General features: G+C 63.1%; 10 protein-coding genes. 5 read left to right on the forward strand and 5 right to left on the reverse strand.

All coding sequences use genetic code 11. The features are described from left to right. Positions 1-4: 4 nt before the first annotated feature. The 4 genes from VGM51_02475 to VGM51_02490 all read left to right on the forward strand — a co-directional run bounded on the left by VGM51_02475 (position 5) and on the right by VGM51_02490 (position 9,398). Positions 5-4,297, forward strand: a complete 4,293-nt coding sequence (locus tag VGM51_02475) for an AAA domain-containing protein (protein ID HEY3411901.1) — start codon at positions 5-7, stop codon at positions 4,295-4,297. Positions 4,298-4,907: 610 nt separating this feature from the next. Continuing rightward, positions 4,908-6,785: an AAA family ATPase gene (locus tag VGM51_02480; GenBank protein HEY3411902.1), complete on the forward strand. Its 1,878-nt coding sequence runs from the start codon at positions 4,908-4,910 to the stop codon at positions 6,783-6,785. A 7-nt stretch (positions 6,786-6,792) separates the two neighbouring features. After that, positions 6,793-7,782 (forward strand): ATP-binding protein, encoded by a 990-nt coding sequence (locus tag VGM51_02485; GenBank protein ID HEY3411903.1) that lies wholly within the window; start codon positions 6,793-6,795, stop codon positions 7,780-7,782. A 638-nt stretch (positions 7,783-8,420) separates the two neighbouring features. Beyond that, positions 8,421-9,398: a hypothetical protein gene (locus tag VGM51_02490; GenBank protein HEY3411904.1), complete on the forward strand. Its 978-nt coding sequence runs from the start codon at positions 8,421-8,423 to the stop codon at positions 9,396-9,398. A 227-nt stretch (positions 9,399-9,625) separates the two neighbouring features. On the opposite strand, the gene VGM51_02495 is transcribed toward VGM51_02490, so the two are convergent. From VGM51_02495 to VGM51_02510, 4 genes are read right to left on the reverse strand one after another with little or no spacing between them, the layout of a single operon-like run. Next, positions 9,626-10,030: a hypothetical protein gene (locus VGM51_02495; protein HEY3411905.1), complete on the reverse strand. Its 405-nt coding sequence runs from the start codon at positions 10,028-10,030 to the stop codon at positions 9,626-9,628. 25 nt (positions 10,031-10,055) lie between these two features. Further along, positions 10,056-10,568 carry a hypothetical protein gene (locus VGM51_02500; protein HEY3411906.1) on the reverse strand — a complete coding sequence of 171 codons (513 nt, stop codon included), beginning with the start codon at positions 10,566-10,568 and terminating at the stop codon, positions 10,056-10,058. Between the two features lie 20 nt (positions 10,569-10,588). Continuing rightward, complete coding sequence (locus VGM51_02505; GenBank protein ID HEY3411907.1) at positions 10,589-10,951, reverse strand: hypothetical protein; 363 nt, start codon at positions 10,949-10,951, stop codon at positions 10,589-10,591. 34 nt (positions 10,952-10,985) lie between these two features. Next, positions 10,986-12,140: a DUF932 domain-containing protein gene (locus tag VGM51_02510; GenBank protein ID HEY3411908.1), complete on the reverse strand. Its 1,155-nt coding sequence runs from the start codon at positions 12,138-12,140 to the stop codon at positions 10,986-10,988. A gap of 206 nt (positions 12,141-12,346) precedes the next feature. On the opposite strand from VGM51_02510, the gene VGM51_02515 reads away from it, so the two are divergent. Beyond that, on the forward strand, positions 12,347-12,922 hold the full coding sequence (locus VGM51_02515) for a hypothetical protein (GenBank protein ID HEY3411909.1): 576 nt from the start codon (positions 12,347-12,349) through the stop codon (positions 12,920-12,922). 97 nt (positions 12,923-13,019) lie between these two features. On the opposite strand, the gene VGM51_02520 is transcribed toward VGM51_02515, so the two are convergent. Beyond that, on the reverse strand, positions 13,020-15,959 hold the full coding sequence (locus VGM51_02520) for a tetratricopeptide repeat protein (GenBank protein ID HEY3411910.1): 2,940 nt from the start codon (positions 15,957-15,959) through the stop codon (positions 13,020-13,022). Positions 15,960-16,069: the final 110 nt, after the last annotated feature.

Here is a 16,069-nt window from a genome sequence, read left to right on the forward strand (position 1 = left end):
GGCAATGACCGTGCCGCTACTTTCCAAAACAGCGATATCGCAGTATTTCCGCACCGAGTGCCAGCGGCAACTGCGCTTCACCCTATACCCCGACAACGAATCCTACCGGGCTCAACGGGAAGCGCAGGGCATGCCAGCCCCCCAGCCTCCGCGTCCGGGCCTTCACCACATCCGGCGGGAAGGTGAGGACTGGCAGGCCGAAAAGCTCGGCGATCTGACCGAAGCGCTCGGGGCCGCCGCCCTCGTGGGATCGCCGAAAGCGCTCCCCGACGGACGCACCCTCTACGTCGCCGAGCCGCTGCGCGACCTGCTCGGGCGGGCGGTTCCCGGGACCTTTCTCGTCGAAGCCCAGTATGAGGTCACGTCGGCCTTCGAGGACGCCCTCTTCATCGCGGGGCACCGGGCGGGCCTGGGGCTCCGGTACTCCGACGTCCGTCCGGACCTCGTCCAGGTGCTGCCGGCGCGGACCAGCGTCGAAGGAATCCGAGCTGACGGGAGCCGTACGGTGCTGCCACCCGAAGACGGCCGACTGCAACTCCGCGTGATCGATATCAAGCTCGCCTCCGAGCCGTCGGTCGGGTACTTCGGCGAAGTCGTGTACTACATGCTCACCTTGGCGGCCTGGCTGCAGCAGAATGGCCTGGATAACCGATTCGTCGTGGTCCCGGACGGGGCGGTATGGCCTGGCAGCCACGAAGCCTCTGCTCTCGCTTCTGCGCGAAGGGAGGCCGCAGCCGAGGGGACCGCCCTGACAACCCAGCAACTCATGGATGTTCTTGAAGGGGACCTGGAGTTCCTTGGCGGCGCATTCGACGTGCTCGCCATACGCCTGCGCCGTTTCCTTCAGGACGAGGTCCCGCCGGTCCTGGCCGAGGCAGACTGGAGGAGCCTGCCGTGGCACGTTGGGAACCGCTGCCAGAGCTGCGAATACCTTGGCGAACCGCGATTGGACGCCCAAGGCCGGCCTACCGAGCTTCCCGACCACTGCCTGCCGATGGCGGAGCGGGACGGCCACCTGAGCCGCGTCGCGTTCGTCAGCCGCGGCGCCACCCTATCACTCAAGGAAGCCGGCATCGCCGACGTGCCATCCCTCGCCCAGTGCGAGCCGGATCACGTGGCGTTCGACGGCCACCAGGCGCTTCGCGCGACGCGCACGGTGGTCGCCGGCAGAGCCCGCTCGCTGGGTAGTGGTAGTGCCGGCCTTCCCCCGAATGGCGGCACGTCGGCGCTCATGCCCGGATGGGCCGATCTGCGTATCTACTTGGACGTCCACTTCGACGTCGGAAGCGCCATCACGTTCGCGCTCGGAATCAAGGCTTTCTGGGTGGAGCCCTGGGTTGCCGGGCATGGCGCGGGCGGGCGGGCGACCCATGCGTGGCGGGACCAGGTCTTCGTCGTCGACGGGAAGGACGTCGAGAGGGAACGCCGCGAACTCCTCGCCTTCCTGGACCACCTGCAGCGCATCCTGGCGGACGCGCGGGGGCGAAACACCGGCACGACATACCAGGTGTACCTATGGGACCGCCTCGCATACGAGCACCTCACGCGCATCGTCGGGCGGCACCTAGACTCCATCCTGCAAGACGGGAACCTCCAGCAGCTCGCCTGGCTCTTCCCGCCGGAGGAGTTGCTGCCGAACCCGACGCTCACGGTCCGGCGTTCCCCGGTCACGATCGTCGGCGACGTGGCCAAGGCAGTCCTGGCGGCACCGGTGCCCCACTACTACACCCTGCTCAACGTCGCCCGCCACTACCACGACGCGGGGCTGCCGGACAACCTGGCAGGCTTCAGCACTCACCCTCACTTCGAGACCGCGCTCAGCGACCAGGTACCTTCCGAGCGGGCCCACGAGATCTGGTCGCACTCCTCGAGGCCGAACTGGTCCGAGCAGGTGGCGACTTTGCGCGAGACAGTAGTCAAGCGGCTGCGCGCCCTCGAATCGGTGACGAAGCGGCTCGAACGGGATCTGCGCGCCCACCTTGTACAGCACGCTCCACCGATCAGCATCGGTCCGCCCACCCGCCAGAACCGGGTGAGCGACGACGGCCAGCTCTGGCACGCGTATACAAAGCTGAACCAGGCGCTCGAGGAACTGGACGTGCAGCAGATTCGGGCCATGCCGGCGCACGAGCGCGAAGCCCGCTTCCGGAGCGCGCGCCTCATCGCGCGGCTCACCGGGGCGGGAGAGCTGGAAGCCCTGCAGGCAATGGGGCTGTCTGCCAGGCCCGGCCGTCGGGTCTACCGGCTGCGTCACGGTTCGCGCGAGGTGAAGTTCCGCGAAGGAGACTTCTCCTGCGCGCTCGCCCCCGAGAGCGATCCGACGTTCCTTGACCGCACGCTGTCCTCGGTAGCGCTGGGAAGTCCTCCCGACCCGGGCGACGGGAGCGGCGACCGGACGCTGATGGGGGACGTGACGGCGGTTGCGGTCGTCGGCATCGACCGCGACAACGCCGCCATCGCCCTCGACCCGAACACCCGCTGGCCGCAGGGATTAGACGACCTCGAGCGTTTCGGCCGCGCCAACCTGACGACCGAGGTGACCCTGGACCCGGTGCAACACGACTACTTCAGCCGCAAGCTCCTGGCGGCCCTGCAGGGTATCGGCAACCCTCAGGTGGCCGTAGCGGCCGCAGCGGTGCGCAGGGCGGTCGGGCTGACGGGCCGCGGGGCCCGTCCCGCGCCGATGTCACCGGCAGCCGAGGTGCTCTGGACGGCGGCCGACCTGCACCGAAGTCCAGTGGCGAGGGAGCTCCCGGCGGCCAGGGCGGAGCTGGTAGCGAGCGGCCTCGACCTCAATCCCGCCCAGTGGGACGCGTGGTCGCAGGCGCTCACGCGCCGGCTCCAGCTCATCTGGGGTCCGCCGGGCACGGGAAAGAGCCGGACCGCACAAGCGATCGTCCTCGGCGCCGCCTACGAGGCCCTCCGGACCGGCCGGCCCTTCCGGATCCTCGTATGCGCGTTCACCTACCGGGCGACGGATAACGTCCTACTGGGCGTGAACGCCAAGGCACCAGGCCTGCTTGCCGGCGATGTCGAGGTCCACCGCCTGCGATCCTACCGCAGCCCGGTCGACGCATCGGTCCCGGCTTCTATCGACCGCCCAGTGAACCAGCGGAACCCGAGCCAGGAACTCCTTGCGCTTCACGCCCGCCTGCTAGCCAGTCGGGGGGTTACGATCGTCGGCGGGACGGCGGACCAGGTGCACAACCTGATGCTTGCCGGGTCCGGCAGTGCGGTCGAAGGGCTCTTTGACTTGGTGCTCATCGACGAGGCGTCCCAGATGGATGTGGCGCACGCCGCGGTGGCGCTCTGTTCCCTTGCCACCGGCGGCGCGGTGGTCCTGGCAGGGGACAGCAAGCAGCTGCCGCCGATCCACAAGGCCGAGCCGCCCAAGGGACTGGAGGACCACGTCGGATCCGTCTATACCTACTGCGAGCTGAGGCACGGAGTGCCCTCGGTCATGCTTGACCTCAACTACCGCTCGAACGCCACCCTCGTGGGGTTCTCGCTTCGGGCCGGATACCGCCGCGAGCTCAGCGCATATTCCCCCGACCTGGAGCTGGACCTCGTGTCCGCGCTTCCTGCCGAAGCACCGGCAGACTGGCCCCCCACCCTCTTCTGGACACGGGAGTGGGCCGCGTTTCTCGATCCCGGCCGCCCGGCCTGCTGCTTCCTCTACGACGAGAACCGTAGCAGCCAGTGGAACCGCTTCGAAGCCGACGCCGTCGCCTCCCTCGTGGCGCTTCTCCACGGGAACGTCGGGGGGCAGCTCCTCAATGAGCGCGATCCGCGCACCGGCAACGTCCTGCCGACGGACTCCGCAGCATGCTCGTCCGAGTACTTCTGGCAGTCAGGCATTGGCGTCGTCACGCCCCACCGCGCCCAGCAGGGGCTCATTGTCGGACGCCTCCAAGGCATCTTCGCGCCGCGAGGAGTGGCGGCGCAGACGATCCGCGACGCCGTCGACACAGTCGAGCGATTCCAGGGGCAGCAGCGAGACGTCATCATCGCGTCCTTCGCGCTTGGCGATCCGGACGCGATCCGGGACGAAGAGCAGTTCCTGATGAGCCTGAACCGTTTCAACGTGATGGCCTCGCGTGCCCGAGCCAAGCTGATCGTGCTGGTCTCTCGGCAGGTGATCGACCATCTTGCAGGCGACGCCGAGATCCTGCGGGGTTCGGCGCTCCTGAAGCTGTACGCGGAGTCGTTCTGTGGCCACCGGAGGGGGATGCGCTTAGGATGGGTCTCGGACGGCGAGGACACGCTCGTGGAGGGCACCTTCGGGTGGGCTCCCTAAAGAGGGGCTGGTGAGTATTCTGTCAGATATGTTGAACGTGATCCCGCGACATTTATCGTTTGTTGTCACAAGTACTTCTGCAGATTTGCTTATTGAGCTTCAGGTGATTGGGTGACGCCACAAACAGGCCATCGCCAGAGCGGCTCTGTGTGAGCCGTGACCGTTGGCGATGCAGACATGCCTTTTCGTGGTGTCAACCACCTGTCATCTTGGGTCAACTGCACCCTTCGTCTGCCCTTGGGTTCACCGGACAGGGTGACCTATGGGCGTTGTGTATGATGCTGTCCAAGATTTGAGTTTGTGTCTCGTGGCAACACCGTACGGACTGCGCTTGACCGATTCGCGTAGGTGAAACGATGTCTCCGAACCGTGTAGGGCTCGCACACTAAGTAGATATACAGATAAAATACTCAGTTTTCCCCTGGCATATCCACCGCGTTTCAGGTGCATATCCCCGTGAGGGACTCAACCAAGATTGCCTATTAGCTACGAGGACCCACCTACCTGCGCTAAGCGCAGCCCGACTGCCTAGATTTGGGACAGGGTACTCAGCCTATCGCTCAGTCGAAATTGGGCGGTGCGTTCCAGCGGCACCGATGGAGTTACTTAAATGTCGAAGTGGTATATTGATGAAGTCCAAGTGAGTGGAGGGTTCTTACCAGGCTTTTTGCTCCGCCTTCCGCGCGGCCTAACCTGCGTGATCGGGCCCCGAGGGAGCGGAAAGTCCACGCTTGCTGAAGCCATCCGGTACGGGATAGGCGGCATTACCGGTGCAACAAGACCGCGCCTGGATCTCATCCAGGCAAACCTGGGCGACTCGATCGTGTCACTTCGGACGTCTGCTGAGGGACAACTACCCGGGTATCACGTCCAGCGAAGCTTTCGCAAACCCGCCGTTGTAACGTCGGACAACGGCGCGGTCACGGCGATCGACCTAGACCGAGGCACCTTTCTCCCGATTGACGGATACAGCAGCGCCGAGATCGAGGCCATAGCAGATGAAAGCGTCGGCGAGAAACGCCGTTCTCTTCTTGATGATCTTCGTGCCCGGGAACTAGGGGAGATTCAGATATCCTTGGCAACCTGCCGCCGCTTACTCGAGGCAAATGCGGATCAGATCAGAGCGATCAGGCGGTCCATCAGTGACTTTACAGAGGGCATCGAGGAACTCGCGGAGGCCCGGCCCCGACTCGATTCGCTTCCGGCTGTGACAACGGCAGCCTCCACTGATCTTCTCCGGCTGACACGAGGAATCGAGGATAACGAGAGCCGAACTAAACAACTAGAGTCACTAGTGAATGCTTTGAGGTCGATCCAGGACACTTTCCGAGAAGCATCACTCCGAACGCTACCCGGGCGTTCGCCGCAGGCCGAAGAGGCTCAATCGCCGATCTCATCGCTGCTGCGGGAGGGATGGAAGGTGGCCTCCGCCGCCTTGGAAGAAGCCAATACCACCGGACTTGCTGTGGCCCTGCGACTGGACGTGGCCATCGATGCATTAAGTGTCATTCGATCCCAGATGGACGAATTGAATGCGCGAGATACCGCCCTTGTAATCGAGATGCAGGAACTGAACCGCTCAGCCAGCCTCGCGGTCCAAGAACGTTCGCTTGCAGAACAAGCTGTAGCGCATCTCGATGGCCTTGAGAGGGAACGCGATAATGCTAGGGCACGCCTAACGGATCTCTTACAAGGAAGGTCTTCGCTCAAGGCAGATTACTTGGTAGAACGTGATCGTATCTCGTGCCTGAGGGAAGAGGTAGCAACCCAACTACAGGCCGACGCTGGCACCAGTGTTCGCATTCGGGTACTGCGGAACGCTGACGCATTGAGCTATCAGCAGATGCTAATGGAAGGCTTGAAAGGCGCTCGAGTCAGGAACCATGAAGACATCTTGAGTGCCCTAATGCGCCTCAGGCCCGAGCAGTTGGCCCAGATTGTTTTGAACGATGATCTCATGGAATTTGAGCACCAAGTATCACTCGGCACTGAACGATCACGCCGCATACTTGACGCCTTTCGCCAAAGCATCGATCCACTCAGCCTGGAGGTATCCACCATCGAAGATCGTATAGCTATCGAGCTTAACGTATCGAGTGGAGCAGATCCCAACTTTAAAGATGCCTCCGAGTTGTCCCGTGGTCAGAAATGCACAGCCCTTCTTCCACTGCTTCTAGCCCGGCGCGAGACGCCACTTGTAATCGATCAGCCTGAAGATAATCTCGACAATCACTTCATCTACGCCACGGTCGTGGAGGTAGTGCGGCGGCTGAAGATGTCGCGTCAGATGATCTTTATCACCCACAATGCCAACATTCCAGTGCTGGCAGAAGCTGATTTAGTCGTGGTACTGAACTCCGATGGTAGGAAAGGCTACATCGAGAAGATGGGCAGCTTGGATGAGTGTCAAGACGAGATCATAGACCTGCTAGAGGGCGGTCGCGAGGCATTTGAGCTCCGGAGGCAGCGGTATGACAGGGTCCGATAGTACCCCAATGCATGCCCGGCTTCAGCGTTTGGTGGTGGAGGATCCGAAGTCAGCTCGCGTTTTGTTCTGCGAGCTCCTGGATGCGGACGTGCCCGTCCTGGAGCATTTTCTGGCGCGCATCGCTGCTCCGGGAGACGGTCGTCTCCGGCAAATGGTTGCGAACGCCGTGCGCGAACGCGCGGACAAAGGGAAGGTGGTTGGGCATCTCGTCAGATGGCGGGCGGTCGAAACAGACGAGTTCACTAAACGTGCGATTGTAGCGGCCTTGGCCGACGTTGATCTTGTCGACCACAAGTCTCCTCCAACGGCATCGTTGGCCGAACCGCTCCTTGTTGAGGCATATCGTTACGTGTCGAACCGTTTGAGCCACAAGGTTCGCAATTCGCTGATGGGGGTTGACGCCGCGGTGATGCGGATATCAGACCTCGCGTCAGGCGCCCGAGACGATCTGGCTCAAACCGGGTTGCTTTCGGCAATGGCCGAATTGAAAGACGCACTACGGACGTTGGGACGAGTGGTGGAATACGATGAGGGTAATGATGAGTTTTTTCGCCTCCGCTCCGTTTGCCTGTTGGGCTGGATTGAGGATATGACGCGGACGTATGGGATCAAGTACTCTCCCATCGATCTCCGCCTACCGGATGGGCGCGCGCGTACAGCTCGCATAATCGCGAGTGACTTCCTCCTTGACACCATATTCTGGAACCTCTGGATCAACTCGCACCAAGCGGTAGACGGACGGTGCTCAATCACGATCGAGAGTACTCTCGATGTGGGGCGCATATCCCTTATCTTGTTGGATAATGGGACTGGTTTTCCGAAACAGGCCGTGGGTGTTGCGTTCCGAGAGCAGTTCTCTACTGGACAGGCTACGGGACGCGGGCGCGGCCTCCTCGAAGTGCAGGAGGCGATCGAGAGACTTCAAGGGTCCGCCACGCTCATCGAATGCGGCGCCGGAGATTATAGGGTGTGTCTTGTGTTTCCGCTGGAGGTCTGATGGGATACCCACGAGCACTTGAAGTACTAGTTGTTGAAGATGAGCAAAAGGCAAAGGCTGCGTATGAGGCAATGTTTGAGAGGCTTCGCGGCAAAGGCGCCGACTTGCACTGTCGGTACGCCTTCTGCCTTCAAGACGCGGTCGAGGCCTTGGCATCCGAAACCGCATTCCATTTGGTGATTTTGGACCTGCTGATACCGGATCACCCCGGACACCCGCCGCCCACGGTTGTGGAGAACGGGCTCATGGTGTTGGACCTCTGTGCCAACCGGGACGCCTATCCCGTTCCCGTCCTGCTGGTAATCAGCGGCCACCTCGACCAAGCGCGCCAGACGGAGCTACAATCGCGCGTCCTAAGCGGGTTTTCGTTTGGAAGAGTTCTCGCCAAAGGCGTAGGCTTGGACGACGACTTGGAGACGGCGGTACGAAACGCGCACCGCTATACCGACGTGGGCATTCACTTGCGAAACGGTGGATCGTTCACGTATCCTACGTTGTCGCCTCGCGACGACGATCTGCTCCGGCGCTGTGTACTCGACCAATCAGGCTGTTCAGGCGTGGACGTAGAGTGGTGGTCGGCGGAAAGCTGTTCCCCCACGTGCCAGGAGGCCCGCGGCGCGGGGTGGACAAAGGTCCTGATGGGAAAGTTCGTACTGGATGACGGAGCCGGTATGTCCCGCCCCACTTTTTTCAAGCTCTGGCCCTCTGACGGCGCAGAATCAGTCTTCCGCGCCGCCGACGTGATGCAGCACAAATTGGGGCACATCAACATCCGGTCCAAGTGTTCGTCAGGTACTGCTGCTGTTCTCGTAACGGAGAAGGTCGGCGAGGAGTCTGGTCGCCCCACCTCTTTGGCGTCGTTTCTCATGCGTGATCCATCATCAACCTTACCGTTCCTGCCTGGGATCGTCGACGATGTTTGCAGCCAAACCGATAGACTCGGGACTGAGTCACCCGATGAGCTGCCCATCGCATCCATCTTATGGTCTTGGCACGATCTTGAACGGATCCGCAACCAGTACGAGAAGCATAGTTGTCCGCCGCCGGCTCTCGATCCGACGCTCTTTTCAGATCCGGCCGAGGTATACGATACTCTACGATTGCAGCAGACACCCATTCGCCTAGCGCGCCAGTCATGTATCCACGGAGACCTCAACATCACGAACATTGCGCTCGATGTCGGTGCGAAGGTGGTTCGCGGCTATATCTTTGACGCTGCTGCGTTCGGCGGAGGCTTCAGCGGGTGGGATCTGGCCACGCTGGAGGTTACAACTCTTCTGCACTCAGTAGGCTCTCTTGACGAAGGACTGGTTGAATACTGCGGGTCCTTCTACAATCAGGCGTTACCGGCGGATCTGGGGTTCGTTCGAGAGGATGCCACTTCGCGCCAGCGCAATTCCGCGAGTCTGGTTTACGAGATCCGCCAACGAGTTCTTGAGCGCGTCAGTCCGGAAGTATATGCACTGATGGTTTTCGATAATGCGCTCATGCAACTGGGCGGGCTGGACTTCCAGGTGTCGCGGAACAAGATCACTTTGCCCTCTGACGCCGCGTTGTTGGCGGCGCTAGCGGCTGGGTGGCTCATCCGCGTTTCACCGCAATGGTTCGCGAAGTAATGCGCACGCCAGGCGTCCGAGATCGCCCTGAGCCAGCGGGTCAATGCGGCAGGCCAGAATCCGCGAATGCGCCCCAGAATCCCCGGCGGAGCACGCGTCCCGATGATGGTCTTGAATTCTGAAAGGAAAAGACAGGGGACGGCGCGCGGCCGCCCCCTCGGGAAGTACGTCGTGGACGCACCGTCTTGCACCTTGCCGGGCGCGATGCGTCATTCGCGCATGCGTAGTCAGCCGCGGTCGACCTCCGCCGCAGCCGCCACCAGGCGGGCGCTCACTCGCAGGACCTCGGAGTCAGCCTGGACGGCGGAGCGCTCGCGCTTCAGGCCCGACAGTTCGGTCAGGAGCCGCTGGCATTCGGAATCCTCGGCGATCTCCTGCTCGATAAGGGCCTTCCGTGCCATGTCGTTCGTGGCCAAGGGCTTGTTGTCCGAGCCGCGCCGGTCGACTACGTCTGCCGCGATGTAGGCACAGCGGACGGCGTATTCGCGTTCGAGGCCAAGGATTCTCGTGTCGAGCCTGCCCGTCTCGCTGAGCGCCCTGTGGAGCGCTATCGGCACCGACTTCACCGCCGCCGGAAGAGGCAGTCCCTCCAGAACGGCGGAGATCGGCGTCATATCATTCGTGTTCGCCATTTTGCTTCTCCTTGCGATACCGGCATCACGCCGCCACCGCCTGCTGCTGATGCTTCGGGCAGAGAGGTCGCCCGAACTTGGCAACGCTCAGGTCGCGCTGTCCCTTGGTAAGGAACCGGCCGCACTGGTCGCACTCGGTGCTGCCATTGGATTCGGACCGCTCAGCGCGATAGCCGTTGCCGTTCGCACGCGGGGCGTCGACTAGCCGCTCGCCCTCGTCAAACTCGGGGGCAAACTGGGTGCCGTATCCGAGCACGCCGAGTGCCCGGCCGATTGCGCCGGTGGACGCCTTCTCCACGAAGTCTGCGAAGTTCGCGGCGCTCTCCATCTTCACGCCGGCGGCCAGGAGCCGGCCCTGCTCGTTGGTAACCGCTGCGGAGAAGACAGCAATACCGCGCTGCAGGTCGAGTTCGACGACCTGGGTATCGATGCCGAAGTCCGGGTGTTCCTCACGGAACCACACCAGACGGAACGCGACCGGCAGGTACTCCCGGCCGCCCTGCACCCTGATGAGGTGTTTCCTCACGTCAAATGCCATCTTGCTATTCCTCCAATTCCTCATACTCGCGGAACCGCAGGCATCCGCACCCTTGCTCGGTGCACGCCAACTGGTTCCTTTTCGTGTCGTTTTCGTGCCGTTCGTCGGTGTGCCCGCACAGGCACGTCCGTGGAAGCGCCACGGCCTTTGCGGACTTTGGCCGTTTCAGGCCGGGGCTCTGCGTCGCTGTCTGATCTGCCATAGGGGATCCGTTTCCTGTGGACAATTCTGAAGTAGCGCTGGCCGGCGTTTCCGTGGACTTCGCCGATTGCATCGAGCACGGCGGCGAGGCCCTGGTCTTCGATGCAGGCCAGCATGATGTCGTAGAGCTGTAAGGGGTAGTCGGCCAGGTGCTCGCGCACCACGGCGACAATGCGCTCCATGCTGGTCCCTCCAATCAGAGCGAGCGGTATGGGATCAGGCCGCGAGAATGTCGCGTGCTTCGGAGGGAGTGAGGCTGAGGATCCGGCCGCCAATCGCTTCGAGTTCAGTGGCGCGGTCGTAGTCTTTAAGCGTAGAAGCAGCGGCGGTGACGGCGTTACTGAGGCCCCACATGCTGAGGTCCGCGCCCTCGATCAGGTTCCTAAGGACGGCGTCCTTCTCGTGCTGGATCAGGCCGAACCTCCGGGCCGTTGCCTCGACGCCCTTCTCGACACTTCCCGTGATCCTGACCTCCGTGGATTCCTGCATACGCGCCGTGAACTCCCGGAATCGGGTTTCGTCCAGGGCGTCGGCGATGTGGTCCCTGAGCTTGAGAAGCCGGGCCCTGGCGTCGGCGACGCGGGTGTCGGAGCGGTAGATACCGCCGTCCTCGTCGGACTGGAGGGTCTTTCCGAGGTGGCGCTGACGGTAGGCGTCCTCCCGAATCAGGCCGTTGGTGCAGACGAGCACGCAGACGTACTGCTGGACGATGAGGGAGCCCAAGCCCACCTCGCTGTTCATCAGGACGAACCCGGCCCGCACGACCTGCGGCTCCTTCAGGTAGCCGTTGCCGTTTCCCAACCGGATGATGGCCTCCAGCGCCGGGCTTATCACCTTCAGGTAGAGCCGGCGCTCCGTCACCTCGCACGATACGACGGTCTCGGGGGAAAGTCCGGCTTCCAGGAGGATCCTGGCCACGACGGTGAAGACGTCGATGTTGTCGATATCGGGATTAAAGCTGTCAGAGAGAAAGGCGCGGGCCTTCCCGTCCAATGTCCGCACGAGGCGCCGTTCGGTCCCCTTCCCCATCATCAGGGTGTTGACCATCACGTCAAAGAGCGGGGTGTCCGGTTCTTCGTAGCTACCTCGCAGATCGTCGTGGCCATTCACGCCGTCGACGGGGATCCTGAGGGTACTGGTCTCACCCCGCAGCCTGTCGTAGAAGGCCTTGGGAATGCCGAGATAGTCGGCGATCTGTCCGTGAGCGATCTCGGCCAGCTGGTAGTCCTGTCCGGCCTCGTCGAGGACCAGGCGGCTCACGCCGTTGCTTCTGAGGCACATCGCCTCCGCTTCGGCCAGGTAGTCCTGCTTGGCGTTGGCCTGTCGTTCGAGTTCCGCTGCCAGTTCGGGCAGCGGGCGTCCCTGTTTCATACGCTGTCTCCTTGTCAAAGAGCGGGGATTGCGGCCCGAGGGCCGGTGCTCTTACCGGGACAGCGTACGTCGGCGGTACCTGGGGTGCAACAGACGTTGCGCCGCGGCAACTGGCCGTCGCTCAGCGCTACTGGCGCGCCGGTGCGCTTTCTGTTGTACTGAACTTGCCCTGGCATTGCCATTCGAAGGTGAAAGGAGGTCGCACGATGCTATGGGAGGAGGCCTTCCGAAAGGGAGGCGACGGATCGGTCACCGTCGCGGTGATCGAGATCGTCTTCGTTGCGGAACCGGCGCACAGGCGCGGCAAGAGGGACGCGCCCTCCGGGCAGGCGAAGATCCTGACGGTTGCCACCGTGTGCTGTGGCCGATGGAAAGACATCCTCGTTGCCCTCGCCGCAGACAAGCCGTACTCCATCAGCCGCGATCCGGCCTATCCCTCAATGCTGGCACCCACCAGCCGCCGAGACGAGCCCGCCGCGAGAGAACCCGGAGCCGGCGACGAGCCGCTAGTCAGCGCCCGCGAGGCACGCGAGGCTGCCGCGGGAGAACCCGGCGACGGAGAACTGCCAATCAGCGACGGCCAGGCGGAGACGGAGCTCCTTCGCGGCCGCGCGGTCGAACTGACGGTGACGACGCCGGCGGCGGAGTACGCGCACCTCCCGGGCCACGAGTACTACGCCCGGCTCTACCCGCGGCATTTCGTCGTCCTGCCGGCAATCGCGAGGGACGTTCCGCCGTCCCCGGCACCCAATCCCACCGCTCCGGCTGCCACTGCCGGCTGACGCGAGCACACTGGCGCCCCGAGCTTCCGGGGCGCCCTTCTTTCGTCCCGACCATTTCGACACGCGCGCTTGGATCGCCCAAGACAGACGGTCCAGGCTACGCGTCGTCTGTCAGCGCATCCCTTACCGCCTCGTCAAGCGGTCTCGCTGCACCGGCAGCAAACGCCGCAGCAAAGGCCTGTATACCGGTAGCCTCCTTGGCCTTCGCCACTGACGATTCCTGATCAGGAAGGTCCGAATCGGGAACCGGCACGCCGATTTTCGCGCGAAGCCTGTCCGCGGCACCGAACAGCCATGCGGATCGATACCCACTGCGCCGTTCGGCAGCCAGGGAGGCAAGGTTCTCAAATACAGCCGCGACTCCGCGCTCATCCCCGGCGTTGTAGCGCCGTGTTAGCGCGTCGCTCAGCAGTGCTTGGCACCCATCCAGGTCCCCCGAGCGCATGAGATAGACCGCCAGGTTGTTGCTTGCGGTTGCCACTCCCGCCTCGTCACCCGCCTCACGGTAGTACTCAAGTGCCGAGACTCCGTACGTCCTGGCGCCGTCGAAGTTGCCCAGATTGGACTCCTGCCTGGCGAGGTTGTTCAGCGCCGCTGCGATCCCGCCGGCGCCCCCGATCTTCAGACGCAGGGACAGGCAGGCTTCGTGGTAGCGTCGGGAAAGCCGACTACGCCCGCGCGTATCCGCGAGAACGCCGAGGTTCCCGAGGGAGGAGGCAGCTATCCCTTCCAGGGAGAGCATTCGGGCAATGCGAAGCGCCCGGAGGTACGAGATCCGAGCCTCGCGATAGTCGTGGGAAATGAACGCAAGTACGCCGAGGCAGTTGTAGGCCTTGGCCAAGGGCTTGGATCCTTCCAGCCCTTCCGCCTGCCGGAGGGCCGATCTCAACTGGGCCCGACCCTCATCCAGCCACCCCCTCACAGACCAGAAGCCGGACAAGGAGGCCACGAGCTGTACCTGAGCGAGTCGGAACTCGGCTGGTTTCGGCCACGCCAGCGCGACGCGGATGTCTGGATATAGCCGGCTGACGCGCTCCAGTCCAGAGTCATATCGCGCCGCCTGGGCTCCGCCATACTCTCCCTCGACTGCGTGGCAGACGTGCTCAAAATGGCGCCGCCTCACGAGTTCCGCCTCCGCCGTGTCGTCGTGGTCGGGCCTCAGGCGCCGGCGGGCGAACTCGCGGACATAGGAAAGGAGTCGGAAGCGCCCATCCGTCGCAGTCCCGTGCTGCTGGACCAGCGACGCTTCGACCAGCCTCGCAAGCAGACGGGCTATGGGCCGCGATCCAATCGCCCCGCGGTCCGGCGGGGATTGCGCACTTGTCCCGTCTCCGCAGACCGCCTCTGCGTCCGCCAGGGTCCAGTCAGACGCGAAGAACGAAACCCGGCGCAAGAGCGCCTGCGCTTCGGGTTCGTCGGCCAGAAGCTCGTAGCTCCAGGAGAGCATCTGGTCGAGGGATGCCTGGTGACCTCGCCCGCCTCGGTGCCGCGGAGAGAGCATATCAAACCACTCATCCCACCGAGCCGAAATCTCGGCCGCTGAGCCCAGGGTTCCTGCCAGCGACCCGGCCAGAACTGTGAGGTATGGAATCCCATCCAGGGCACGACAGATCGAGTCGACGGATTCGGCGTCACTCTCCTCGATCCGGAACAAGAGGTTCGCCTTGCCGGCGGCTCCCTCAAAGATGCGCACGACCTCCGTATCGCGAAAAGCCGCGAGGTTATGCCACAAACCATCTGGTGGGAGTGGCAGCCCTGGCACGTAGACCGGCACCTCATCGCGCATTCCGACTGCCGACCTGCTTGTCGCGAGCAGAGACAGGCCCGTGCATGGCAGAAGCGCGTTGGCGACGGTGCGGCAGGCCGCGACGACGTGTTCGCAGTTGTCGAGGACAATCAGCAGGTTTCGTGTACGGGCGTACTCGCGGAGCGAATCAATCCGCGGGGCGTCCAGCGCTAGCGGAATTCCCACGGCCGACGCGATTTCCTCCGCCACGGTGTTCTCAAGGTCGAGGCCCGTGCCGTCCTCGAAGCCAACTTGGGAGAGGTCGACAAACCAGACGCCGTCCTCAAACTGCGGGATCAGTTCGTTCGACGCCAGAATGGCCAGTTCGGTCTTGCCCGAGCCGGGTGGCCCCCAGAGGGTCACCCGCCGCCGCCCGTCGAGACACATGTTCCACTGGATCCTGAGCCCTTCACTGGTCCTTCCGACAAAGCCCGCTAGGCCAGGCGGAAGGTAGGCCCGGCCTGAGTTTCGCCTCCGCTCGGCTGTCTCTCGACGCGAGTCGACCTCGCTCGCGAGCTGAGTGATAGTGTCTGCTTTTGCGGATTTTGGCCAGCGCCGCTGTGCGCTCTCACAGGCGCGCGACGCTTGGGAGTACCGGTGAAGCGCGCAAAGCGTATCAACGAGCAATTCGTTGGCCGTCGTCGGAGGCGGAGTCTCAGTGCCCCACTGCTCCCACTCTCTTTCCGCTGCCCGTTGGAGGCAGGCAAGGGCTGGCTGGCAATCGCCTTCGGCCACCATCGCGGCCACGAATAGCCCGCAGCCGACGATGAAGCGGTTGTGTGCTTCAACTCGAGCGTTGCTCGCCCAACCGTCACGAATCCCAAGCAGGATTGGCCGATAGCTCTCCACGGCTTGCGCCAGGCTGCTTAGGTCACCTCGTTCGGCGCGGGCAATGTCGTCCTTGAATCGGCGGAGATCCACTTCGTCGCCGCTCAGATCGAGTGTTACCGCACTTTCTGGTGTTCTGACCAGTCGCCTCTCCCCAAGCGCCATCTTGAGTTGTGTCAGCGCTCTCCAGCGGTCGCCCGGCTTCTTGCCGAGGTGTTTCGCCAATTCATCGCTCTCGACAGGGCGTTGCGCCCGCAATGATAGTAACGCCAACGTGTCCCATCGGATTTCGCTCCTGCGGAGCGAGGCGATCGTCTGAGCGTCCTTCTCCCTGTCGTCTTCGCGCTCCGCGGCGGAGACGACATCGAAGGGTCCCATCAGGCCGAAGTGGAGCGGACCCTTGAGTTCGTCGAACCTTGTCATGGCCATGTTTCTCCGGCCCTGCGTACGTGCATTTCCAACTTGCGATTTCTGCACCCCATCTTGCGCGTCCGACGCTGGACGATGCGAAACAGAGGCGCCCTAACTTGAGT

The organism is Armatimonadota bacterium (genome assembly GCA_036504095.1).
In the GTDB taxonomy this organism is placed as follows: Bacteria; Armatimonadota; DTGP01; order JAKQQT01; family JAKQQT01; genus DASXUL01.

What these genes read in the sequence shown, in the direction of transcription:
- VGM51_02475 (HEY3411901.1), top strand. Translation starts at nt 5, where the DNA reads ATGACCGTGCCGCTACTTTCCAAAACAGCGATATCGCAGTATTTCCGC.
- VGM51_02480 (HEY3411902.1), top strand. Translation starts at nt 4,908, where the DNA reads ATGTCGAAGTGGTATATTGATGAAGTCCAAGTGAGTGGAGGGTTCTTA.
- VGM51_02485 (HEY3411903.1), top strand. Translation starts at nt 6,793, where the DNA reads ATGCATGCCCGGCTTCAGCGTTTGGTGGTGGAGGATCCGAAGTCAGCT.
- VGM51_02490 (HEY3411904.1), top strand. Translation starts at nt 8,421, where the DNA reads ATGGGAAAGTTCGTACTGGATGACGGAGCCGGTATGTCCCGCCCCACT.
- VGM51_02495 (HEY3411905.1), bottom strand. Translation starts at nt 10,030, where the DNA reads ATGGCGAACACGAATGATATGACGCCGATCTCCGCCGTTCTGGAGGGA.
- VGM51_02500 (HEY3411906.1), bottom strand. Translation starts at nt 10,568, where the DNA reads ATGGCATTTGACGTGAGGAAACACCTCATCAGGGTGCAGGGCGGCCGG.
- VGM51_02505 (HEY3411907.1), bottom strand. Translation starts at nt 10,951, where the DNA reads ATGGAGCGCATTGTCGCCGTGGTGCGCGAGCACCTGGCCGACTACCCC.
- VGM51_02510 (HEY3411908.1), bottom strand. Translation starts at nt 12,140, where the DNA reads ATGAAACAGGGACGCCCGCTGCCCGAACTGGCAGCGGAACTCGAACGA.
- VGM51_02515 (HEY3411909.1), top strand. Translation starts at nt 12,347, where the DNA reads ATGCTATGGGAGGAGGCCTTCCGAAAGGGAGGCGACGGATCGGTCACC.
- VGM51_02520 (HEY3411910.1), bottom strand. Translation starts at nt 15,959, where the DNA reads ATGACAAGGTTCGACGAACTCAAGGGTCCGCTCCACTTCGGCCTGATG.